General features: G+C 70.2%; 19 protein-coding genes and 1 riboswitch. Of the genes, 8 read left to right on the top strand and 11 right to left on the bottom strand.

Features of this window, described 5'->3' with window-relative positions; genetic code table 11:
- Nucleotides 1-166 precede the first annotated feature (166 nt).
- From ACZ4Z3_RS38810 to thrC, 5 genes are all read right to left on the bottom strand, one after another.
- Nucleotides 167-1,291 carry an NADH:flavin oxidoreductase gene (locus ACZ4Z3_RS38810; protein ID WP_468505461.1) on the bottom strand — a complete coding sequence of 375 codons (1,125 nt, stop codon included), beginning with the start codon at nt 1,289-1,291 and terminating at the stop codon, nt 167-169.
- 207 nt (nt 1,292-1,498) lie between these two features.
- Nucleotides 1,499-3,121: a chaperonin GroEL gene (gene groL, locus ACZ4Z3_RS38805; RefSeq protein ID WP_468102026.1), complete on the bottom strand. Its 1,623-nt coding sequence runs from the start codon at nt 3,119-3,121 to the stop codon at nt 1,499-1,501.
- A 389-nt stretch (nt 3,122-3,510) separates the two neighbouring features.
- Complete coding sequence (locus ACZ4Z3_RS38800; protein WP_009339379.1) at nt 3,511-3,714, bottom strand: cold-shock protein; 204 nt, start codon at nt 3,712-3,714, stop codon at nt 3,511-3,513.
- A 463-nt stretch (nt 3,715-4,177) separates the two neighbouring features.
- Nucleotides 4,178-4,453, bottom strand: coding sequence for a MoaD/ThiS family protein (locus tag ACZ4Z3_RS38795; protein WP_055518759.1), 276 nt, complete (start codon nt 4,451-4,453; stop codon nt 4,178-4,180).
- A 53-nt stretch (nt 4,454-4,506) separates the two neighbouring features.
- Entirely contained in the window at nt 4,507-5,808 is a 1,302-nt protein-coding gene (thrC, locus tag ACZ4Z3_RS38790; protein ID WP_468505460.1) for a threonine synthase, read from the bottom strand.
- A gap of 18 nt (nt 5,809-5,826) precedes the next feature.
- A riboswitch (SAM riboswitch) is annotated at nt 5,827-5,970 on the bottom strand.
- A gap of 131 nt (nt 5,971-6,101) precedes the next feature.
- On the opposite strand from thrC, the gene ACZ4Z3_RS38785 reads away from it, so the two are divergent.
- Nucleotides 6,102-7,046 carry a glucosyl-3-phosphoglycerate synthase gene (locus tag ACZ4Z3_RS38785; RefSeq protein WP_468505459.1) on the top strand — a complete coding sequence of 315 codons (945 nt, stop codon included), beginning with the start codon at nt 6,102-6,104 and terminating at the stop codon, nt 7,044-7,046.
- A 212-nt stretch (nt 7,047-7,258) separates the two neighbouring features.
- Nucleotides 7,259-8,668, top strand: coding sequence for an alpha,alpha-trehalose-phosphate synthase (UDP-forming) (locus ACZ4Z3_RS38780; protein WP_468505458.1), 1,410 nt, complete (start codon nt 7,259-7,261; stop codon nt 8,666-8,668).
- 96 nt (nt 8,669-8,764) lie between these two features.
- Here ACZ4Z3_RS38780 and otsB read toward each other — a convergent pair whose 3' ends face one another.
- The 3 genes from otsB to ACZ4Z3_RS38765 all read right to left on the bottom strand — a co-directional run bounded on the left by otsB (nt 8,765) and on the right by ACZ4Z3_RS38765 (nt 11,352).
- Nucleotides 8,765-9,643 carry a trehalose-phosphatase gene (gene otsB / locus ACZ4Z3_RS38775; protein ID WP_468505457.1) on the bottom strand — a complete coding sequence of 293 codons (879 nt, stop codon included), beginning with the start codon at nt 9,641-9,643 and terminating at the stop codon, nt 8,765-8,767.
- A 17-nt stretch (nt 9,644-9,660) separates the two neighbouring features.
- Complete coding sequence (locus ACZ4Z3_RS38770) at nt 9,661-9,888, bottom strand: DUF3263 domain-containing protein (protein WP_468505456.1); 228 nt, start codon at nt 9,886-9,888, stop codon at nt 9,661-9,663.
- 243 nt (nt 9,889-10,131) lie between these two features.
- Nucleotides 10,132-11,352 (bottom strand): extracellular solute-binding protein, encoded by a 1,221-nt coding sequence (locus tag ACZ4Z3_RS38765; RefSeq protein ID WP_468505455.1) that lies wholly within the window; start codon nt 11,350-11,352, stop codon nt 10,132-10,134.
- Nucleotides 11,353-11,595: 243 nt separating this feature from the next.
- Here ACZ4Z3_RS38765 and ACZ4Z3_RS38760 point away from each other — a divergent pair, with 243 nt between their 5' ends.
- From ACZ4Z3_RS38760 to ACZ4Z3_RS38745, 4 genes are all read left to right on the top strand, one after another.
- Nucleotides 11,596-12,558: an ROK family protein gene (locus ACZ4Z3_RS38760; RefSeq protein ID WP_468505454.1), complete on the top strand. Its 963-nt coding sequence runs from the start codon at nt 11,596-11,598 to the stop codon at nt 12,556-12,558.
- Nucleotides 12,558-13,805 carry an N-acetylglucosamine-6-phosphate deacetylase gene (nagA, locus tag ACZ4Z3_RS38755; RefSeq protein ID WP_468505453.1) on the top strand — a complete coding sequence of 416 codons (1,248 nt, stop codon included), beginning with the start codon at nt 12,558-12,560 and terminating at the stop codon, nt 13,803-13,805. Before ACZ4Z3_RS38760 ends, nagA begins: the two co-directional genes overlap by 1 nt.
- A gap of 222 nt (nt 13,806-14,027) precedes the next feature.
- Nucleotides 14,028-14,954 carry a 1-phosphofructokinase gene (locus ACZ4Z3_RS38750; RefSeq protein WP_468505452.1) on the top strand — a complete coding sequence of 309 codons (927 nt, stop codon included), beginning with the start codon at nt 14,028-14,030 and terminating at the stop codon, nt 14,952-14,954.
- A 163-nt stretch (nt 14,955-15,117) separates the two neighbouring features.
- Nucleotides 15,118-15,444 (top strand): peptidase inhibitor family I36 protein, encoded by a 327-nt coding sequence (locus ACZ4Z3_RS38745; RefSeq protein WP_468505451.1) that lies wholly within the window; start codon nt 15,118-15,120, stop codon nt 15,442-15,444.
- Nucleotides 15,445-15,560: 116 nt separating this feature from the next.
- Here ACZ4Z3_RS38745 and ACZ4Z3_RS38740 read toward each other — a convergent pair whose 3' ends face one another.
- Together ACZ4Z3_RS38740 and cdgB are read right to left on the bottom strand one after the other, a co-directional pair.
- Nucleotides 15,561-16,520: a carbohydrate-binding protein gene (locus tag ACZ4Z3_RS38740; RefSeq protein WP_468505450.1), complete on the bottom strand. Its 960-nt coding sequence runs from the start codon at nt 16,518-16,520 to the stop codon at nt 15,561-15,563.
- Between the two features lie 207 nt (nt 16,521-16,727).
- Nucleotides 16,728-18,518 carry a diguanylate cyclase CdgB gene (gene cdgB, locus ACZ4Z3_RS38735; protein ID WP_468505449.1) on the bottom strand — a complete coding sequence of 597 codons (1,791 nt, stop codon included), beginning with the start codon at nt 18,516-18,518 and terminating at the stop codon, nt 16,728-16,730.
- A gap of 922 nt (nt 18,519-19,440) precedes the next feature.
- On the opposite strand from cdgB, the gene ACZ4Z3_RS38730 reads away from it, so the two are divergent.
- Nucleotides 19,441-19,950, top strand: coding sequence for a flavin reductase family protein (locus ACZ4Z3_RS38730; protein ID WP_468505448.1), 510 nt, complete (start codon nt 19,441-19,443; stop codon nt 19,948-19,950).
- A gap of 495 nt (nt 19,951-20,445) precedes the next feature.
- On the opposite strand, the gene arfB is transcribed toward ACZ4Z3_RS38730, so the two are convergent.
- Nucleotides 20,446-20,907 carry an alternative ribosome rescue aminoacyl-tRNA hydrolase ArfB gene (arfB, locus tag ACZ4Z3_RS38725; RefSeq protein ID WP_468505447.1) on the bottom strand — a complete coding sequence of 154 codons (462 nt, stop codon included), beginning with the start codon at nt 20,905-20,907 and terminating at the stop codon, nt 20,446-20,448.
- Between the two features lie 227 nt (nt 20,908-21,134).
- Here arfB and ACZ4Z3_RS38720 point away from each other — a divergent pair, with 227 nt between their 5' ends.
- On the top strand, nt 21,135-21,710 hold the full coding sequence (locus ACZ4Z3_RS38720; RefSeq protein WP_037670126.1) for a TerD family protein: 576 nt from the start codon (nt 21,135-21,137) through the stop codon (nt 21,708-21,710).
- Nucleotides 21,711-21,764 lie beyond the last annotated feature (54 nt).

Raw genomic sequence — 21,764 nt, 5'->3', positions numbered from 1 at the left:
GCGGTCGCGCAAGAAAGTAGGCACCTCAACTGCCGCTCATCGGCTGGCAGTTGAGATGCCTTGCGACGCCGCACCCATGACACTACAGCGGCACATTCGGCGGAATTGGATCACTACCGCCGGGTACTGGGGAGACTTGGCGAAAAGTCCCGGCCCAGTGGCATGCTCAGCTCAGCGACGCCATGGAAGCGGGCTCGAACGCCTTCAGCTCGTCGAAGCGGCCGCCCAGCACCTTCGCCGCCCACTCCGGGTCCTGGAGCAGCGCACGGCCCACGGCGACGAGGTCGAACTGCTCCTCCTCCAGACCGTCGAGCAGGTCCTCGATGTTGCGGACCTCGGAGCTCTCGCCCTGGTAGGCCGTCGTGACATCGCCGTGGAGGCCGACGGAGCCGACGGTGATGACGGGCTTGCCGGTGAGCTGCCTGGTCCAGGCGGCGAGGTTGAGGTCGGAGCCCTCGAACTCGGGCTGCCAGTAGCGGCGGGTGGAGGCGTGGAAAGCGTCGACGCCGGCTGCCGCGAGCGGGGTCAGCAGCGCCTCCAGCTCCTCGGGGCTGTCGACGAGCCGCGCGTCGTAGGCGCCGAGCTTCCACTGCGAGAACCGGAAGATGACCGGGAACGTCGGCGAGACCGCCGCGCGCACGGCGGCCACGACCTCCGCCGCGAACTTCGTACGGGCGACGATGTCACCGCCGTAGGCGTCGGTGCGTCGGTTGGTGCGCTCCCACAGGAACTGGTCGATCAGATAGCCGTGGGCGCCGTGGAGTTCGACGCCGTCCATGCCGATGCGCTCGGCGTCGGCGGCGGCCTTGGCGAACGCCGCCACGACCTCGTCGATGTCGGTCTGCGTCATGGCTCGCCCGCCCTCGGCGACACTGCCGTCACCACGCAACCCGGACGGACCGAGCACCGGCGCCTCGGGGAACGGGGGCTTCCCCTGCTCCCGGACGGTCCCGATGTGCCAGAGCTGCGGCACGATCGTCCCGCCCCCGGCATGCACCGCCTCGATGACCTTCGCCCACCCCGCGAGCTGCTCCTCCCCGTGGAACCGGGGCACCCCGTCACTCTCCCCCGCCGACTCGTGCCCCACATACGTTCCCTCGGTCACGATCAGGCCCACGCCCGCGGCCGCCCGCCTCCCGTAGTACGAGGCCACATCCGGCCCCGGCACCCCGTTCGGTGAGAAGTTCCTGGTCATCGGAGCCATGACGATCCGGTTCGGCACGGTCAGCCCATTGATGACGGCGGGCCGGGAGAGAACGTCGGCGGCACGGGAGGTGGACGCGGTGGTCACGTGGGGACTCCTCGGAGAGGTCGGGCGCTATATGCATGTGCATGAATCGCTGTACTCGTCAACCTCCCCGCCAGCCACGGCATTCCACCGAGGACCGGCGGCTTGTGTGACCCCGGACACGCCCGAGGGCGGCACCCCCTGTCGGAACAGGGAGTGCCGCCCTCGGTACTGACGGACCGGGTCCGAACCTTCTCGCTACGAGGAGGCTCAGAAGTCCATGTCACCGCCCGGCATGCCGCCACCGGCGGGCGCGGCGGCCTTCTCCGGCTTGTCGGCGATGACGGCCTCGGTGGTGAGGAACAGCGCGGCGATGGACGCGGCGTTCTGCAGGGCGGAACGCGTCACCTTCGCCGGGTCGATGATGCCGGAGGCGATCATGTCGACGTACTCACCGGTCGCGGCGTTCAGGCCGTGGCCGACCTGGAGGTTGCGGACCTTCTCCACGACGACGCCACCCTCGAGGCCGCCGTTGACGGCGATCTGCTTGAGCGGGGCCTCCAGGGCGAGCTTCACGGCGTTGGCGCCGGTCGCCTCGTCACCCTCCAGCTCCAGCTTCTCGAAGACCTGGGAGGCCTGGAGCAGGGCCACGCCACCACCGGCGACGATGCCCTCCTCGACGGCCGCCTTCGCGTTGCGGACGGCGTCCTCGATGCGGTGCTTGCGCTCCTTGAGCTCGACCTCGGTCGCGGCACCGGCCTTGATGACGGCCACGCCGCCCGCGAGCTTCGCCAGGCGCTCCTGGAGCTTCTCGCGGTCGTAGTCGGAGTCGCTGTTCTCGATCTCGGCGCGGATCTGGTTCACGCGGCCGGCGACCTGGTCGGCGGAGCCGGCACCGTCGACGATCGTGGTCTCGTCCTTGGTGATGACGACCTTGCGGGCGCGGCCCAGGAGGTCCAGGGTCGCGTTCTCCAGCTTGAGGCCGACCTCCTCGGAGATGACCTCGCCGCCCGTGAGGATGGCGATGTCGCCGAGCATGGCCTTGCGGCGGTCACCGAAGCCCGGGGCCTTGACCGCGACGGACTTGAAGGTGCCGCGGATCTTGTTGACGACCAGGGTCGACAGGGCCTCGCCCTCGACGTCCTCGGCGATGATCAGCAGCGGCTTGCCCGACTGCATGACCTTCTCCAGGAGCGGGAGCAGGTCCTTGACGTTGGAGACCTTGGAGTTGGCGATGAGGATGTAGGGGTCCTCGAGCACCGCCTCCATGCGCTCCATGTCGGTGGCGAAGTACGCCGAGATGTAGCCCTTGTCGAAGCGCATACCCTCGGTGAGCTCGAGCTCCAGACCGAAGGTCTGCGACTCCTCGACGGTGATGACGCCTTCCTTGCCGACCTTGTCCATGGCCTCGGCGATCAGCTCGCCGATCTGGGTGTCGGCGGCGGAGATGGAGGCCGTGGAGGCGATCTGCTCCTTGGTCTCGACCTCCTTGGCCTGGTCGAGCAGCGCACCGGAGACGGCCTCGACGGCCTTCTCGATACCGCGCTTCAGGGCCATCGGGTTGGCACCGGCGGCGACGTTGCGCAGGCCCTCGCGTACGAGCGCCTGGGCGAGGACGGTCGCGGTGGTCGTACCGTCACCGGCGACGTCGTCCGTCTTCTTGGCGACTTCCTTGACCAGCTCGGCGCCGATCTTCTCGTACGGGTCCTCGAGCTCGATCTCCTTGGCGATGGACACACCATCGTTGGTGATCGTGGGGGCGCCCCACTTCTTCTCGAGGACGACGTTGCGACCCTTGGGGCCGAGCGTCACCTTGACGGCGTCCGCGAGCTGGTTCATGCCGCGCTCGAGGCCGCGCCGCGCCTCCTCGTCGAACGCGATGATCTTGGCCATGTGAAGTGGTCCCTCCAGGACTGGGGGTGATTCCTTCGGACCGCGCCCGCGCCCGCGACGGACGGCTCGCCTGCCTCGTGGTTCCTTGCCCCATCTGGCCTGCGGGCCTCACCGACCCGGTCCTTCGTTGTCACTCTCACCTTCAGAGTGCTAACGCCAATGATTAGCACTCGGCATGGTCGAGTGCAAGCGCCTCCGGATGATCCGCAGGTGAACGCACCCCTACGCGCCCGGTCGGCGCCCCTCCCGAACGGACGATCAGGCGGCGGCGGACCGGACACGCGGCCCCGGACACGCGGCCCGGACACGCGGAAGGGCCCGCACCCCGAGTACGGGGCGCGGACCCTCCGAGAAGAACGAAGAACGTCGCTGCTAACCGGCGCGTTGCTTCAGCCTGCGAGACGGACCATGTCCGCCTGCGGACCCTTCTGACCCTGCGAGATCTCGAACTCGACCCGCTGGCCCTCTTCCAGGGTGCGGTAACCGTCCATCTGGATCGCGCTGTAGTGGACGAATACATCCGCACCACCGTCGACCGCGATGAAGCCGTACCCCTTCTCCGCGTTGAACCACTTGACGGTGCCCTGAGCCATGCCTAACTCCCCTATTACTGGCCCTTGCACAGATCCGCACTTCGCGGACCCGGGTCAGACCTCACCCCCCAACGGTTGGGGGTGTGCGCCGGAACGCGTCGACCGCGGCTGAATGTATCTGCCCAACTGCCGTCTGCAACAGGGCAATCGGACGAGAAAATCTGGACAGGCCCGGTCGGGAATGTACGAACAATTCCCCCGAATTCAGGGCAAGTCGGGCCCCATAAAAGGCGCGAAACACACAAATGCCCTACAGACTTTGGCTACTTCATATAGGGCGTGCGGCGCGATTGGATATGCGCCCGGCATGAAATCACAACGACAAGCGGGCCGGGTTCCCCAACTGTACCGTGCTCAACCATAGAGAATTGCCCCCTCCGCTTCTCTCACGGAGGGGGCAATTCGATGAACAATCCGTAATCAATGTTACCGACGGTTACTACCGCCGGGTACAGAACGGTGATCAGCCACCGGCGACGGCCGGGATGATCGACACGCCCGCACCGTCCGGCGTGGCCGTCTCCAGACCCTGCTCGAACCGCACGTCGTCGTCGTTCACGTACACGTTCACGAAGCGTCGCAGCTTCCCCTGGTCGTCGAGGACGCGCGCGGCGATCCCGGTGTGGTTCTTCTCCAGGTCCGCGATGACCTCGGCGAGGGTGGCGCCTTCGGCCTGGACCTCGGCCTGACCGCCGGTGTAGGTGCGAAGGATGGTGGGGATGCGAACGCTGACGCTCATGACTGGTGACCTCCGGGTGTGTGCGGCAGAGCTGGGGGCGCGGGGCTGGGTGGTTACGCGAGCCCGGCGTCGCGGAACGAGTCGAGGTTGGGACGGATGGTCGCGGTGAGCCCCGTTCCGGCGACCGCGTCCAGCGTCTTGAGACCGTCACCGGTGTTCAGCACGACGGTCGTCAGCGCCGGGTCCAGCAGCCCGTTCTCGATCAGCTTCTTCGTGACGCCGACGGTCACGCCACCCGCGGTCTCCGCGAAGATCCCCTCGGTCCGGGCGAGCACCTTGATCGCGTCGACGATCTGCTCGTCGGTCACGTCCTCCACGGCCCCGCCGGTCCGCCGGGCGATGTCGAGGACGTACGGCCCGTCCGCCGGGTTGCCGATGGCCAGCGACTTGGCGATCGTGTCGGGCTTCTGCGGCCGGACGACGTCGTGGCCCGCCTTGTACGCGACGGACACCGGCGAGCAGCCCTCGGCCTGCGCGCCGAAGATCTTGTACGGCTTGTCCTCGACGAGCCCGAGCTTGATCAGCTCCTGGAGCCCCTTGTCGATCTTCGTGAGCTGCGAGCCGGAGGCGATCGGCACGACCAGCTGGTCCGGCAGCTTCCAGCCGAGCTGCTCGCAGATCTCGTACGCGAGGGTCTTGGAGCCCTCGGCGTAGTACGGCCGCAGGTTGACGTTCACGAAGCCCCAGCCCTCGCCGGCCGGGTCGCCGATCAGCTCGGAGCAGAAGCGGTTCACGTCGTCGTAGTTGCCCTCGATGCCGACCAGCTCACCCCCGTAGACGGCGGCCATGACGACCTTGCCCTGCTCCAGGTCGTGCGGGATGAACACACAGGAGCGGAAGCCGGCGCGGGCGGCGGCGGCGCCGACGGCGCCGGCGAGGTTGCCGGTGGAGGAGCAGGACAGGGTGGTGAAGCCGAAGGCGCGCGCGGCCTCCAGGGCCTGGGCGACGACGCGGTCCTTGAAGGAGTGCGTCGGGTTGCCGGAGTCGTCCTTGATGTAGAGGCCGCCGGTGACACCCAGCTCACGGGCGAGGTTGTCGGCCTTGACGAGGTGGGTCCAGCCGGGGTTCAGGTTCGGCTTGGTCGCCACGTCGGCGGGGACGGGCAGCAGGGGCGCGTACCGCCAGATGTTCGCGGGGCCGGCCTCGATCCGCTTGCGCAGCTCCTCCGTGTCGTAGGCGGAGTAGTCGTACGCGATCTCCAGCGGGCCGAAACACTCCTCGCAGGCGAAGACCGGCCCGAGGGGGACGCGGTGACCGCACTCGCGACAGCTCAGGGCGGCGGCGGGGCCGAGGTCGACGCTCTTCGCGGCACCGTCGGTGGTCGTGGATTCGGTGGCAACAGTCTGCGCAGCCATGTGAGGCGAGGCCCTTTCTCCTCATCTTCCTCACGACGCATCTCGTCGTGAGACGGATTTGGCACCTTCCCTAGCCGGACCTCGCCACGGCGACGTGACAAGACAGCTGGAGGGTTGCCGGGGCTTCATCGGGCCGTATCCCTCTGCCCCTCTGGATGAGCGGTATTTGGTTGTATACGCACACGAGCACCGACATGCGATGGTCATCAGCGTTGTTCAAGACTGTAACCGAAGGCCAGGACAGTTGAGAGAGCCGTCCGAACCGCGAGATGAACGCAGAGGAGCCGCGCACTGTGCTGAAGGAAGTCGAGCGCTGGCTGAGCACCCGCTCCTGGTCCGTGACCGATCGCCCGCTCCACAGGATCCTTGCCGCCAAACGGGCCTCGGGGCAGACCGTCAGTGTCGTCCTGCCCGCGCTGAACGAGGAGGAGACGGTAGGCGACATCGTCACCGTCATCCGCCATGACCTCATGCACCAGGTCCCGCTCGTCGACGAGGTCGTCGTCGTCGACTCCGGGTCGACCGACCGCACCTCCGAGGTGGCGGCGGCGGCCGGGGCGCGGGTCGTCCACCGCGACGACATCCTGCCGCGCCTGCCCGCCGTGCCCGGCAAGGGCGAGGTCCTGTGGCGGTCGCTGCTGGTCACGACCGGCGACATCGTCTGCTTCATAGACGCGGACCTCAAGGAGTTCTCGTCCGACTTCGTCACCGGGATCGTCGGCCCGCTGCTCACCGACCCCGGCGTCGACCTGGTCAAGGCGATGTACGACCGCCCGCTCGGCGCGGCCGCCGGCCAGGGCGGCCGGGTGACCGAACTCATGGCCCGCCCCCTGCTCAACATGCACTGGCCCCAGCTGGCGGGCTTCGTCCAGCCGCTGGGCGGCGAGTACGCGGCCCGCCGCTCCCTACTGGAGCGGCTCCCGTTCCCCGTCGGCTACGGCATCGAACTGGGCATGCTCGTCGACGCGCTCCACCTCGTCGGCCTCGACGCGCTGGCCCAGGTCGACGTGGGCGTCCGCAAACACCGTCACCAGGACGGGCAGGCCCTGGGCCGCATGTCCGCGGCGATCTACCGCACGGCCCAGCTCCGTCTGGCCCGCGGCCACCTGATCCGTCCCGTCCTGACCCAGTTCGAACGCGGCTCGGAGGGTTTCGAGCCGCGGACGTACTCGGTGGACCTGGAGGAACGACCGCCGATGGCGGAGATCGCGGAGTACGTGGAACGGAAGGCGGCGTAGGGCGCCTGAGGAATGCCGGGTGCGGTCTCGTCGGCGGGTGAGGTGAAGGGCGGGCCGCAGGCCCGTTCCCTTCAGGGGCGCGGGGAACTGCGCGAGAAACCACAACGGACCCGCACCCGCCGACGCACAAGTCACCCCCACCCCCCTGGGCGCTCCTGTATACGGCCGAACCGTACGTTTGAGCGGTTCGAACACGGGCTAGGTTGAGCCGTATGGCATCAACGCACGCTGCAGCCCAGGTGCTGGTCGCCTCCAACCGCGGCCCCGTCTCGTACACCCAGGACGACTCCGGCGGTCTCACCGCGAAGCGCGGCGGCGGCGGACTCGTGTCCGGCCTGTCGGCGATCGGCCCCGACGCCGGTGCCCTCTGGGTGTGCTCCGCGCTCGGCGACGGCGACCGCGAGGCCGTACGCCGCGGGGTCGGCGAGCCCGGCGTACGCATGCTGGACATCCCCGCCGACGTCCACCACGCCGCGTACAACGGCGTCGCCAACTCCGCGCTGTGGTTCGTGCACCACATGCTGTACCAGACCCCTCTGGAGCCTGTCTTCGACGCGGAGTTCCGGGCCCAGTGGACCGCGTACGAGACGTACAACCGCTCCTTCGCCGAGGCGCTGGCACAGGAGGCGGCGGACGGCGCGGCCGTGCTCGTGCAGGACTACCACCTGACGCTCGTGCCGAGGATGCTGCGCGAGCTGCGCCCCGACCTCAGGATCGGCCACTTCTCGCACACCCCGTGGGCGCCCGTCGACTACTTCCGGCTGCTGCCCGACGACATCGCCGCGGAGGTGCTGGACGGCATCCTCGGCGCCGACCGGGCCGCGTTCCTGACCCGGCGGTGGGCGGACGCGTTCACCGCGTGCTGCCACGCCGTCCTGGGCCCCGACTCCACCTCCGGCACCCGGATCGGTGTGCACGGGCTCGGCGCCGACGCGGACTTCCTGCGGGCCCGCGCGCACGAGGCGGACGTCGACGAGCGGATCGTCGCGCTGCGGGAGCAGATCGGCACGGCTCCCGACGGCACGCCGCGCCGCACGATCGTCCGGGTCGACCGCACGGAACTGTCCAAGAACATCGTGCGGGGCCTGCTGGCGTACCGGCAGCTCCTCGACGACCGCCCGGAGTGGCGCGAGCGCGTCGTGCACGTGGCCTTCGCGTACCCGTCGCGGCAGGACCTCGCCGTGTACCGGGAGTACACCGCCGAGGTCCAGCGGGTGGCGGCCGAGATCAACGAGCGGTACGGGACGCCGGGCTGGACCCCGGTCGTCCTCCACGTCAAAGACGACTTCGCCCGCTCCCTGGCGGCGTACCGCCTCGCCGACGTCGCCCTCGTGAACCCCATCCGCGACGGCATGAACCTGGTCGCCAAGGAGGTACCGCTCGTCTCCGACAGGGGCTGCGTGCTGGTGCTGTCGCGGGAGGCGGGGGCGTTCGAGGAACTGGGCGACGACGCGGTGGTGGTCAACCCGTACGACATCGGGGGGACGGCCGGGGCGTTGCACGAGGCGCTGTCGATGGGGCCGGAGGAGCGGGCGGAGCGCACGAAACGCCTGACGGCGGCGGCGACGGCTCTGCCACCGGCCCGGTGGTTCTTGGATCAGTTGGGGGAGCTGAGGGCCTAGTAGCTCGGGCCGGGGGTGCGTCCCTCCAGGGGCGCGGGGAGCTGCGCGAGAAACCACGAACCACCCGCAGCCGCCACACCGACGCGCACCCCCGAGCTACTGGGCGCCCCCTACCTCCACGCACCCGGCGATCCGCGCCAGCAACCGCACCACCCCCTCCGGCCCGTCCACCACCAGATCCGCCCTCTCCGACAGCTCCGTCACCTCCGCGCTGCCGCTGCACACCAGCAACCCCGGCACGCCCTCGCCCCGCAGCTTCTCCACCGCGGCGAACGCGGGCAGGTCGCCGAGGTCGTCCCCGGCGTAGAGGACGGCCGTCGCGCCGGACTCCACGACGTGCCGACGGAGGGCGACGCCCTTGTCCATCCCCGGGGGCCGCAGTTCGAGGACCATCCGGCCCGGTTCGACGATGAGGCCATGACGGGTGGCGAGGTCGGTCAGAGGCGCACGCAGCGCCTCGAACGTGGCCTGCGGATCGGCCGCGCGCCGGGTGTGGACGGCGACGGCCCGCCCCTTCTCCTCGATCCAGGTGCCCTCCCCCGCCCCGGCCCGCTCCAGCACCGCGGGGAGTTCCGCGCGGACGGCGGTGACCCCGGGGTGCGGGGGCGGCGCGGTGACCGTGTCGGTCGCGGCGTCCCAGCGTTCGGCGCCGTAGTGGCCGAGCACGGTGAGGTGTTCCAGGCCGGGTACGCCGGCGAAGCCTCCGTGGCGGACCGCGACGGCTGCGGGGCGGCCGGTCACCACGGCGACGGAGAGGACACGCGGGGCGAGTGCGGCGAGGGTGGGGACCGCGTCGGGGTGGGCGCGGGCCTGTTCGGGGTCGGGGACGATCGGCGCGAGCGTGCCGTCGAAGTCGAGCGCGATCACCGTACGGCCGGGGTCGGCGAGGATCGCGTCGAGCGCGTCCCGGCCGGCCTGGGTCACAGGTGTCGGCAAGGTGGCCTTGGGGTTCTCGGAATCCTTGTGGCTGCCCATGCCGTCGACCTTATCCGTCACCGCTCGGCCCGGCGGGCCTCCCGCACTCTCCGCAGCCGGTTCACGGTGACCGGGTCGTGGGCGAGGGCGCGTTCGTCGTCCAGCAGGGCGTTCAGGAGCTGGTAGTACCGCACGGGGGCGAGCCCCAGCCGCTCCCGTATGGCCCGCTCCTTGGCCCCCGGGCTCCCCCACCCCTGCCGCTCCAACGCGAGGATGGCCTGCTCACGTGTATCGAGGCTCTCCATGCCCCGACGGTAACGGACGGGACGGACAGTGGGGGCTGACCGGTGCGTCGCCGGGTGCGGGCGGGTGGGGGCCGTTCGCGCAGTTCCCCGCGCCCCTGAAGGGAACGGGCCTACGGCCCGCCCTTCATCGGAAAAGCACGGGGCCGCAGGCCCCTGCTTTTTCAGGGGCGCGGGGAACTGCGCGAGAAACCACACACCACCCGCACCCGCCCGACAACAGCGACCCCCGAGCTACTGGGCGCCCTAGTCCTCCCGCTCCGCCACCGTCGCCGTCTCCTGCAACCTCTCCAGCACAACCCGCGGCTTCGCGTTCGACGACACCGCCGTCCCTATCTCCCGCTTCACCGCCGCGCTGACCTCCGCCCACGACGTCTTCCCGGCGGGATACAGCTCGGCCGAGGGGAGTTCCGTCAGGAAGGGCGTGAGGTCGGCGGTGTCCTTGTCCCCCGCCATCGCCTGCGACGCCGACGCCGTCACCGGCAGCAGGTCGTACTCACGGGAGAACGCGAGGACGTTCTTGTCGGCGTAGACGTAGTCGAGGAAGTCGCCGATCTCCTCCTGGTGCCCGTTCTGCTTGAACGCCATCATCCAGTCGGTGACCCCGAGGGTCGACCGCGACCGCCCCTCACGTCCCGGCAGCGCGGCGGTTCCGAACTCGACGCCCTTGTCCTCGGCCATCTTCATCAGGCTGGGGTGCCCGTTGAGCATCCCGACCTCGCCGCGCGTGAACGCGTCGAACGCGTCGGCCCGGTTCAGCTTGGCCGGCGCGGTCGGCCCGGTGAGGCCCTTGTCGACCAGTTCCTTCTTCAGCCAGGTGAAGGTCCGCACGTTGTCGTCGGAGTTGAGCTGGTACGCGCCGACGTTGTCCACGTATCCGGCGCCACCACTGAGCAGCCACTGCATGGTCTCGGCCTGGGCCTCCTCGGGCCCCAGCGGCAGCGCGTACGGGGTCTTGGTGCCGGCCGCGCGGAGCGCCTCCGCGTCGGCGGCCAGTTCGCCCCAGGTGCGCGGGGCCTCGTCGATCCCGGCCTTGGCGAACAGCTTCTTGTTGTAGAAGAGCACCCGGGTGGACGCGGCGAAGGGCATCCCGTACGAGGCCCGCTTCACCTTGCCCGCGTTGGCGAGCTGGCCGAGGAAGTTGCCCTGGACGGGTATGGAGAGCAGGTCGTCCACCTCGTAGAGCTTCCCGGCGGCGGCGTAGTCGGCGAACGTGCCGATCTGCGCCATGTCGGGGGCCTTGTCGGCGTCGACCATCTCCTTGACCTCGCGGTCGATGTCGTTCCAGGAGTGCACGGTGACGTCGATCTCGACGTCGGGGTGGTCCTTCTCGTACGCCGCGACGAGGTCGTCCCAGTACTTCTGGGAGCTGTTGGCACTGGAGTCGCCGTAGTCGGCGGCCACCAGCTTCAGGGTGACCTTCTGCCCGTCCGCCTCCCCGGCGCCGCAGCCCGCAAGCGTGGACATCAGCCCCAGTGCGGACAGTGCCGCGAGTGCCGAGGTGGTCCTGATGTGGGTCTTCGTCCGCCGCTGTCGCACTGGTACTGCCCCAAACCTGTCGCTTTATCGAACGGGCTTCGAACAAAACAGCCTGGATCGCAGGCTTGCGTTCAAGCCCGTTAATCCTTCAACTTCTCGAACTTCCTCATAAGGTCTACACCACGTGAGTGGACTAGACCTCTTGAGGGTACACGGGCCACACTGTCCTCCGTGAGACATGTCATCGCCCTCGATGTGGGCGGCACCGGGATGAAGGCCGCGCTGGTCGGTGCGGGCGGCGAGCTGCTGCACCAGGCGCGCCTCGCCACCGGCCGCGACCGCGGGCCGGACGCCGTCGTCGCGTCGATCCTCGACTTCGCGGTCGAGCTGCGCGCGCACGGCGAGCGGCACTTCGGCGAGTCCGCGTCCGCCGCCGGTGTCGCCGTGCCCGGCATCGTCGACGCCGAGCGGGGCGTGGCCGTCTACGCGGCCAACCTCGGCTGGCGCGACGTACCGCTGCGCGCGCTCCTCGCCGAGCGCCTCGGCGGCATACCGGTCGCCCTCGGCCACGACGTGCGCACCGGCGGTCTCGCCGAGGGCCGCGTCGGCGCGGGCCTGGGCGCCGACCGCTACCTCTTCGTGGCGCTCGGCACCGGCATCGCCGGCGCCATCGGCGTCGAGGGCCGGGTCGAGGCGGGCGCGCACGGCTTCGCCGGCGAGATCGGCCACATCGTCGTACGCCCCGGGGGGACCCCGTGCCCCTGCGGTCAGCGCGGCTGTCTGGAGCGCTTCGCCTCCGCGGCGGCGGTCAGCAAGGCCTGGGCCGCGGCCACGGGCGACCCCGGCGCGGACGCGGCGGACTGCGCGCGGGCCGTGGAGTACGGCGACCCGCGGGCGCGCGGCGTCTGGCAGGAGGCGGTCGACGCCCTCGCCGACGGCCTCGTCACCGCGATCACCCTGCTGGACCCCCGCACCCTGATCATCGGCGGCGGCCTCGCCGAGGCCGGGGAGACCCTGTTCGCCCCGCTGCGGACCGCCATCGAACACCGGGTGACCTTCCAGAAGGTCCCCACACTCGTCCCGGCCTCCCTCGGCGACACGGCGGGCTGCCTCGGCGCCGGCCTCCTGGCCTGGGACTTCCTCACGGACACGAACCCCACGACCCCCACGGACGCTTCGGAGGCAACCCCCTGATGCCGACCCAGCAGGACTTTTCCGCTTCCGGCGCGAGCAGCGAGCCCGAAGGGGCGCGGGGAACCGCGCGCCGAGCCCCCGCCCGCCCGCAGTCGCCGCCGGCGGCGCGGCCCTTCGTCCTGGAAGGCGTCGACGTCGTCCTCCCCACCGGCATCGTCGAGAACGGCCGGGTCGTGGTCGACGGCACCCGGATCGCCGAGCACGCCCCCGCCGACGCCCCCGTCCTTCCGGCCCACGGCCTGTGGGCCGTCCCCGGTTTCGTCGACCTCCACAACCACGGCGGCGGTGGAGCGTCCTTCACCTCGGGCTCGGTCGAGGACGTCCTGAGGGGCATCCACACCCACCGTCTGCACGGCACCACCACCCTCGTCGCCTCCACCGTCACCGGCGACATGGACGGCCTCGCCCACCGCGCCGGGCTCCTCTCCGAGCTCGCCGAGCAGGGCGACATCGCGGGCATCCACTTCGAGGGCCCGTTCATCTCCCCCTGCCGCAAGGGCGCCCACTCCGAGGAACTGCTGCGCGACCCGGACCCGGCGGAGGTCCGCAAGCTGGTCGACGCGGCACGCGGCAGGGCCAGCATGGTCACCCTGGCCACCGAACTCCCCGGCGGCCTGGACTCCGTACGGCTCCTCGCCGAGCACGGCGTCATCGCGGCGATCGGGCACACGGACGCCACGTACGAGCAGACCGTGCGGGCCGTCGAGGCGGGCGCGACCGTGGCCACGCACCTGTTCAACGCGATGCCCCCACTGGGCCACCGCGACCCCGGCCCGATCGCGGCGCTCCTGGAGGACGAGCGGGTCACGGTCGAGTTGATCAACGACGGCACGCATCTGCATCCGGCCGCCCTCCAGCTGGCGTTCCGTCACGCGGGCGCCGAGCGGGTGGCGTTCATCACCGACGCGATGGACGCGGCCGGCTTCGGCGACGGCCGCTACATGCTCGGCCCGCTGGAGGTGGAGGTCGCCGACGGTGTGGCCCGGCTGGTGGAGGGCGGCTCCATCGCCGGCTCGACCCTCACCCAGGACCGCGCCTTCAGGCGGGCGGTCACCCTCGACGGCCTCCCCGTCGAGTCCGTCGTCGCCGCGCTCTCCGCCAACCCGGCCAGGCTCCTGGGCCTGGACGACCGGATCGGCTCCCTGGAGCCGGGCAAGGACGCCGACGTCGTCCTCCTCGACGCGGACTTCGCGGTGAAGGGCGTCCTGCGCAAGGGCACCTGGGTGGTGGACCCCTTCACGAACTGAGCCGACGGCGGACGGCAGCCGATGGGGTCGATCGATCCCCAACCGGGCCGGTCCGCCCCTTTGTTGGCGGGTGGTGCGGAGTACGGCGGTTGGCCCCGGGGACTGGGCCGACCGCCGCTCTTTTGGCATGATCGAGCCTCCGCAACAGCTGTCGCCGAGCGCATTCTGATGTCAACGAAGACCGAACGCGTCGCGCCGTCGAATTCGAGGGGGTAGCCCCGGGTGATCCTCACGGTCACGCTGAACACCGCTCTCGACATCACCCACCGCGTACGGGCCCTCAGGCCCCATGCCACGCACCGGGTGACCGAGGTGATGCAACGCCCCGGCGGCAAGGGCCTGAACGTGGCCCGCGTGCTCGCCGCCCTCGGCCACGAGGTGACGGTCACCGGCTTCGTCGGCGGCGGCACCGGACGCGCCGTCCAGGAGGGGCTCACCCGGACACCGGGCATCGTGGACGCGCTGGTCCCGGTGGCGGGCGCGACGCGCCGGACGATCGCGGTCGTCGACGCCACCGGTGACACGACTCAGCTCAACGAGCCCGGCCCGCTCATCACCCCGGCCGAGTGGTCCGCGTTCCAGGAGGCGTACGAGGTCCTGCTGCGCTCCGCCTCGGCGGTGGCCCTGTGCGGCAGCCTGCCGCCGGGGGTGCCGGTGGGCGCGTACGCGGGCCTGATCCGTACGGCACGCACCCTGGCCGTCCCCGTCCTGCTGGACACCAGCGGTGAGCCGCTGCGGCGCGGGGTGGCGGCGCGCCCCGACGTGGTGAAGCCGAACGCCGAGGAACTCGCCGAACTCACCGGCTCCCACGAGCCGTCCCGCGCGACACGTGACGCACGCCGCAGGGGAGCCCAGGCGGTCGTCGCCTCACTCGGCCCCGACGGTCTCCTCGCCCACACGCCCGAGGGCCACTGGCGGGCGACCCCGCCCCGCCGCTTCCGCGGCAACCCCACCGGCGCCGGCGACGCGGTGGTCGCGGGCCTCCTGTCGGGCCTGGTCGAACGCCTGCCCTGGCCCGACCGCCTCACCCGGGCGACGGCCCTGTCAGCGGCGACCGTACTGGCCCCGACGGCGGGCGAGTTCGACCAACGGACGTACGACGAACTGCGAACGCAGGTGGCGGTGACGGGGGAGGTCAGCGCGGCCTGAACCGCCCTGGTGCCTGCGGGGGAAGTCCTCGGCCATGGCCCTGGACGACTCCATGGTCATCTTCTGGCCGAAACTCGCAATTGTCTTTGTCAAGCGGACGGCTTGAGTGACAGGCTGCCCACTGACCGCACTTACGTTCGAGAACAAGGGGGAAGCAACTCCGATGAAGTTGCGCCTGTTCGCACTTGCCGGTGCCGCACTGATCGCGACCCTGCCCGTCACCACTGCCCAGTCGGCGTCCGCCGTCACCAGGTGCTCGAGCGGGTATGTCTGCACTTGGTCGGGTGCAAGCTTCGCAGGAACGAAGCACAGCTACAACAATGCGCACGGATGCTACCCGCGCAGTGGCCGCTCGGTGTCCAACCAGACTGGCAAACTGATCACTGTGTACAAGGAGGCATCCTGCTACGGGGATAGTTTCGACATCCGGTCGGGCCACTACTCGGAGAACACTCCGTGGCGGGTGAAGAGCATGGCCGTCTGGGGCTGACGTCTACGCCCCTGGTTCGCGCCCACAGCAAACCCTTTGAACACAGCCTCGTGCCACGCCGACGATTCGCGTGGCACGGGGCTGTGCCAGTTGCGCAACGCCTTCAAGTCCCCGGCTCAGGGGTTCACAAGGTAGAGCTGATCAATGTTCGCGTCACACTTGTTGCCCTCACCACACACGATCTCGACCTGGTTCGTCCCCTTGTTCAGGGTGACGGGAGCCCAAGTGGTCTGCCACCCCTTCTCGAAGTCGCCCTTGGGCGAGTCGATGAAGTTCCTCATCCCGAGCGGCTGGGTGTTGGCCTTGCCGTTCACCAGGAGGGTCGCGTCGGCATCGACACCAGGGATGCCATAACGCACATACAGACGGTAGGCACCGGCCTTCTTGATACCGCTGAAACTCCACGTGACCTTGGCACCGACCTGGTTGAAGCCTGTGACGTAGAAGCCGCCCTCGGACTTGGCGCCGGGGATGTCGGAGGCGACTGTGGCGCTGCCGCCGAGTTGGAGGGTCTTGGCCTCCGCCTTGGGGAGTTCGCCGGGCTTCTGCTCGGTCTTCTTGGTCGTCGACGGGCTGGGCTCGGTGCTCTGGTCGGCCGTCGGCGCGGTCGAGGGGCCGCCACCGGCGTTGTCGTCCGCGCCGTCGTCGCCGCCGATCATCACGATGCCGATGCCGATCACCACGGCGGCCACGACGGCGATCGCGCCGATCAGGAGGCCCTTGGTGTTGGGGCCGCGTCCGCGCCCACCGCTCCCGCCGCCGTACGGCTGCTGACGGGTCGTCTCGGCGCCGCCGGTGAAGGACTCCGGGGCCTGGTAGTGCGCGTTCGGCTGACCGTAGCCGTTCTGCTGGGGGACCTGGCCGTACGCCGCTGTGGGGGCCTGCTGGGCGGCGGTCGGCTGCTGGGTCTGCTGCCCGTACTGGCGCTCGCCGACCGGCCGCACCCGGTTGACGGCGTTGGGGTAGCCGTAGCTCCCCGTGGGCGGCTGGGCTCCACGAGCCTGGCCGTCGGCGTAGAGGTAGCCGAACGGGTCGTCGTCCTCGGGCGTGCTCGCGCCGTTGTTGCCGGGCGTCATCCCTAGGTCTCCTCAGCGGTGCGGTACATGCGGCGTACGGGTGGCGGTTCTTGCAACAGGGGTGTAGGAGAGCGAGCCTACCCGCTCATGCTGAGCCAAACGGGTGACTCAGACCTCGTGGCCTGAGTCACCATCACGCCGGGAGACCCCTCATCGGGGGCCTCACCAGCGCTTTTCCCGGCTTGGCGGGCTACTGCCCGGCTCTGGTCATCCGGCCCGCCGATGCTGTTTGGGACGAGATCGTTTCTCGACGTACATCCGCTCGTCAGCCGATTTCAACACCTCGTCCGCCGTCATCCCGCAGTGTGCCCATCCGATGCCGAAACTGGCGCCGACGCGCATGGCGCGGCCGTCGACCCGGATCGGCTGGATGATCTCGTTGCGCAGGCGTACGGCGAGGTCCTGGGCGTCGGCGCGGCCGAGCCCGTCGGCGAGGACGACGAACTCGTCACCGCCGAGCCGGGCGACGGTGTCGCCGTCACGGACGCCCCGGCTGAGCCGGCGGGCCACCTCGATGAGGACGGCGTCACCCGCGTTGTGCCCGAACCGGTCGTTGATCGACTTGAACCCGTCGAGGTCGCAGAAGAGCACCGCGAGCCCCTTCGTGCCGTCGTCCCGCTCGCTCTCGGGCGCGACGGTGTGCACATGGTGGTCGAAGGCGTCGTACGGCCCGGTGGCCGCGTGGAAGCCGAACGCGTGCGCGCCGTTCCCGCCGGCCTCGTACGCGTCGAACGACGGGTGCGGCGGGGGCACGGCCGGGTGCTGGGCGGCCGGGTGCTGGGCGATCCCGAAGTCGCCGTACTGCCCGAAGCCGTCTCCGGGGCCGTCCCCGAAGCTCTCGCCGAAGTTCTCCCCGAAGGTGGCGTCCATGGAGTCGGCCGCCGCGCCGGCCGGGAGCGCCTGGGGGCGCTGGCAGATGCGGGCGGAGAGCCGGGAGCGCAGCTCCGCGGAGTTCGGCAGGCCGGTCAGCGCGTCGTGGGAGGCGCGGTGGGCGAGCTGGAGCTCGCGGCGCTTGCGCTCCTCGATGTCCTCGACGTGGGTGAGCAGGAAGCGGGGTCCGTCGGCGGCGTCGGCCACGACGGAGTTGCGCAGGCTGACCCAGACGTACGTGCCGTCGCGACGTCCGAGCCGCAGCTCGGCGCGGCCGCCCTCGGCGGAGGTGCGCAGGAGCGTGCCGATGTCCTCGGGGTGGACGAGGTCGGAGAAGGAGTACCGGCGCATGGCGGACGCGGGCCGCCCGAGCAGCCGGCAGAGCGCGTCGTTGGTCCGCAGGATCCGGCCGTGCTGGTCCCCGCCCATCTCGGCGATGGCCATCCCGCTCGGGGCGTACTCGAACGCCTGACGGAAGGATTCCTCACTGGCCCGCAGCGCCTGCTGCTCTCGTTCGAGCCTGACCAGTGCGCGCTGCATATTCGCACGTAGACGCGCGTTGCTGATCGCGATGGCGGCCTGGAAGGCGTACATCTGGAGCGCCTCGCGCCCCCAGGCGCCGGGCCGCCGTCCGTTGCGCGGCCGGTCGACGGAGATGACCCCGAGCAGCTCACCGCAGGAGGCGCCGCCGGCGCCGGGCGTGTACATCGGCGCGAACAGGCGGTCGGAGGGGTGCCACTCGTCCTCGAAGCGGGGTGCGGGCCCGTCGGTGTACCACTGGGGTACGTCGTCCTCGTCGAGGACCCAGCCCTCGGTGTGGGGTATGAACCGCAGGTCGCCCCAGGCCTCGCCCATGTTCAGCCGGCGGTCCCAGGAGGCGCGGGAGCCGACGCGGCCGGTGATCAGGGCCTCGGCGGCGGAGTTCCCGGAGAGGGCGGCGACGACGAGGTCTCCGTCGGGGCGGACGAGGTTGACGCACGCCAGCTCGTACCCCAGGCCGTTGACCACACCGTCGGCGACGGTCTGCAGCGTGTCGGCCAGGCTGCGTGCGGTGTTCATGTCCGCCATCACCTGGTGCAGCTGCCGCAGCGTCGTCAGACGGACGTAAGGCTCCGACTCGGTTTCCATTCGCCCTCCCCCCGAGATCTTGTGGCAGCTCCAGGCTCCAGGGTTGCTATCCGGCGTAACTCATGGGCTTACTACCGCTTACAGTTCCTGCTTACAGCTTGCAGCGTCCCCGCCACTGAATCACAGCGCGAAGCCCACTCGGTACACAGGGTCAACAAAATATGGCTCCTGTGACTCAAGTCACAACAAAACATGAGCAATTGAGTGGAGTTTATGCGTTTCCGGCGTGCGCTTCCTGAACAGAATTCAGGACTCTGTGTAGGCCCTGTGAGCGATGACGACCGAGTGCGACGACGGGGTAGACGAACCCTTTTGAGCCACGCGCCGGGCACGCGGGCGAGCCGGGGCCGATGGGTGCGACCGGGTGTCCTTCGTTGGATCATGCCGACTTCGGGCTACGGCGCCTTGACTGTGCCGGTGAGCGGGGCGTGATGCGTGCGGCCGCAAGGCGGAGGAGGGAGTCAACGCGGAGCGTTGGCGACTGACGACAACGCGGCAGACCCGCGTGCCACGCCCCGCGACCCAGGCGTGATCCAAACGGCAGGCCCTCGGTCCTGTCCGCAGAGTCCCGTCGTCCGCCCGGAAGGCGGGCCCCGCGGCGTCTGGTGCGTGCTCTCGGCGTGCCGGGCGAAAGCCTCGTACTGGATGTACTTGGGCTTTCGCCCGGTGCGGCGGGAGAGCGTGCCAGGCGTCGCGGGGCAGACGGGACTTTGCGGACACGGCCTAGGTCGCAGGACCGGCCCGAAGGTGGATCTCCGGCCCGATGTGGCGGCCTGGGGCCACGGACTAGCGTGCGGACGTGTCGAAGCCCTCAGCGATCCCAGCCTCCCCCGCCCCGCCCCTGTCCGCGCCCCGGGCGACATGGCCTCCCCGCACACCCCCTGAGGCTCACCCTTCCCTCCCCGGCGGGCATCCTGAGGGGGTGAGCGAAGACGAGTTCCGTGCCGTGATGTCCCGGCTGGCGGCGGGTGTGGTCCTGGTGACGGCGCACGAGGCGCAGCCGGACCCCGAGGGGCCGCGCGGCGAGGACGTCGGCATGACGGCCACCTCGTTCATGTCCGTGTCCCTCGAACCGCCTCTCGTCCTGGTCAGCCTCCGCGAGGGTTCCCGGATGGACGACCTCCTCGCCGAGCAGCCGCTCTGGGCCGTCTCCCTGCTCTCGGAGCACCAGCGCACCATCGCGGGCCGCTTCGCCATGAAGGGCCGCGTGAGCGACCGCCTGCTCTTCGAGTCCGTTCCCCACACCCCGGGCCCCCTGACCGCCGCGCCCTTGATCACCGACGCCCTGGCCACGCTGGAATGCCGCACCGAGCAACGCGTACCCGCCGGCGACCACACCCTGGTCATCGGCCGCGTCCTGCAAGCCACGGTCCAGGGCACGGAGGGCGGCCCCCTGACCTACTTCCGAGGCAGGTACCGCCAGTTGGGCTGAGCCATTCCGTTCCCCACCGCAGACAGCAAAGAGCGGCGGGGTCGGGCTAGAGGTCTGGGAGGCGCAGCCCTCGGTCAGGGGCGCGGGGAACTGCGCGACCAGCCCCGACGAACCCGCAGCCGACCAACCCCCACCCGCCGCCCACCCGCACCCCACGGCCCCCGCCACACCGCAAGGTTTCGGCCAAGCGGCCCCCACGCCTCCCCCGCCCCGACCAGCCCCCGCCCCACGAACAAACCGAGCATTCGGTAGGCGGCGACCGAAAGAGTTCCTGGCATGACGCGACTCACGATCGGGAAATTCGGCGTAACTCATCGGCAGCACCCCGCCACCCGGATCACCGCCATTCCGCCGCCCCGGCCATAACGGATCACACCCGCCCTCCAACAAGACCGAATCGCACATCAGAACGCGAAAAACAGCCGGTCAGGACGGCACCCATAAACACCGCACGCGTCAAGCCCCGCGACCCAGGCATGATCCAAACGACAGGCCCTAGCCCCAATCCCGACCGTTCCGCCCCCGCTTGGTCTCGGAGCGCTGCTTCTTCTCCCGCAGCCGCCGCTCGTTGATCCCCTTCGGGATACGCGTAGGCCGACGCGGCTTCGGCGGCGGAGCGGTGGCCTCGGCGAGCAGCGCCGCCAGGCGCACCGCGGCGGTCTCCCGGTTTCGCCACTGTGAACGGTGCTCGGAGGACCGAACACTGACGACCCCGTCGACGAGCCGCCCGGCGAGCCGCTCCAGGGCGCGCCGCTTCCACACCTCGGGCAGCGCCTCGGTGTTGGCGACGTCGAACCGCAGCTCGACCTGCGAGTCACTGGTGTTGACGTGCTGTCCGCCGGGACCGGAGGACCGGGAGAAACGCCACATCAGCTCGGCCTCGGGAACGGAGACGGAGCCACGGATGGTGAGGCCTCGGGAGAGCGGGCTCCCCGACCCCCGGGAAGGAGCGGACATACCCCCATGGTCACCGAGCCCCGGCCTCGCCGTCACCCGCTTTTCCGGCCCGCCCCTTCCCCGCCCGCCCCACCGTCCCGTCCCGGCCGCCCCGGCCGCCCGGGTAAAGAAAGTAAAAACGCCAGGAACCTCTGGCGCCCCTCCCTGCGTTCATAGGGGTACAGGTAGCTTCGTCCCCGGCACGAAGCCCGTAAGGCACGTACGCAACGAGGGAAGGACTCCCAACCATGGCTGTAAGCCTGTCCAAGGGTGGCAACGTCTCGCTCACCAAGGAGGCTCCGGGCCTGACCGCCGTCACCGTGGGCCTCGGCTGGGACGTCCGCACCACCACGGGCACCGACTTCGACCTGGACGCCTCGGCCATCGCGGTCAACACCCAGGGCAAGGTGTATTCGGACGCCCACTTCGTCTTCTTCAACAACAAGCAGACCCCGGACAACACCATCGTCCACACCGGCGACAACCGCACGGGCGAGGGCGCGGGCGACGACGAGGCGATCAACGTCAACCTGGCGGGCCTCCCCGCCGACATCGACAAGATCGTCTTCCCGGTCTCGATCTACGACGCGGAGAACCGCTCGCAGAACTTCGGCCAGGTCCGCAACGCCTACATCCGCATCATCAACCAGGCCGGCGGCGCCGAGATCGCCCGCTACGACCTCTCCGAGGACGCGGCCACCGAGACCGCCATGGTCTTCGGCGAGCTCTACCGCAACGGCGCCGAGTGGAAGTTCCGCGCCGTCGGCCAGGGCTACGCCTCCGGCCTCGTCGGCATCGCCCAGGACTTCGGCGTCAACGTCTGACGCTCCGCCTGAGAGCCACCCCCCGAAGGCCCCGCCCGACCTCACCGTCGTGCG

The sequence above is a fragment of the Streptomyces sp. NPDC030296 genome, assembly GCF_055572815.1.
The sequence above is the reverse complement of the archived record's forward strand: the minus strand, read 5'-3'. Positions and strand labels throughout refer to the sequence as shown.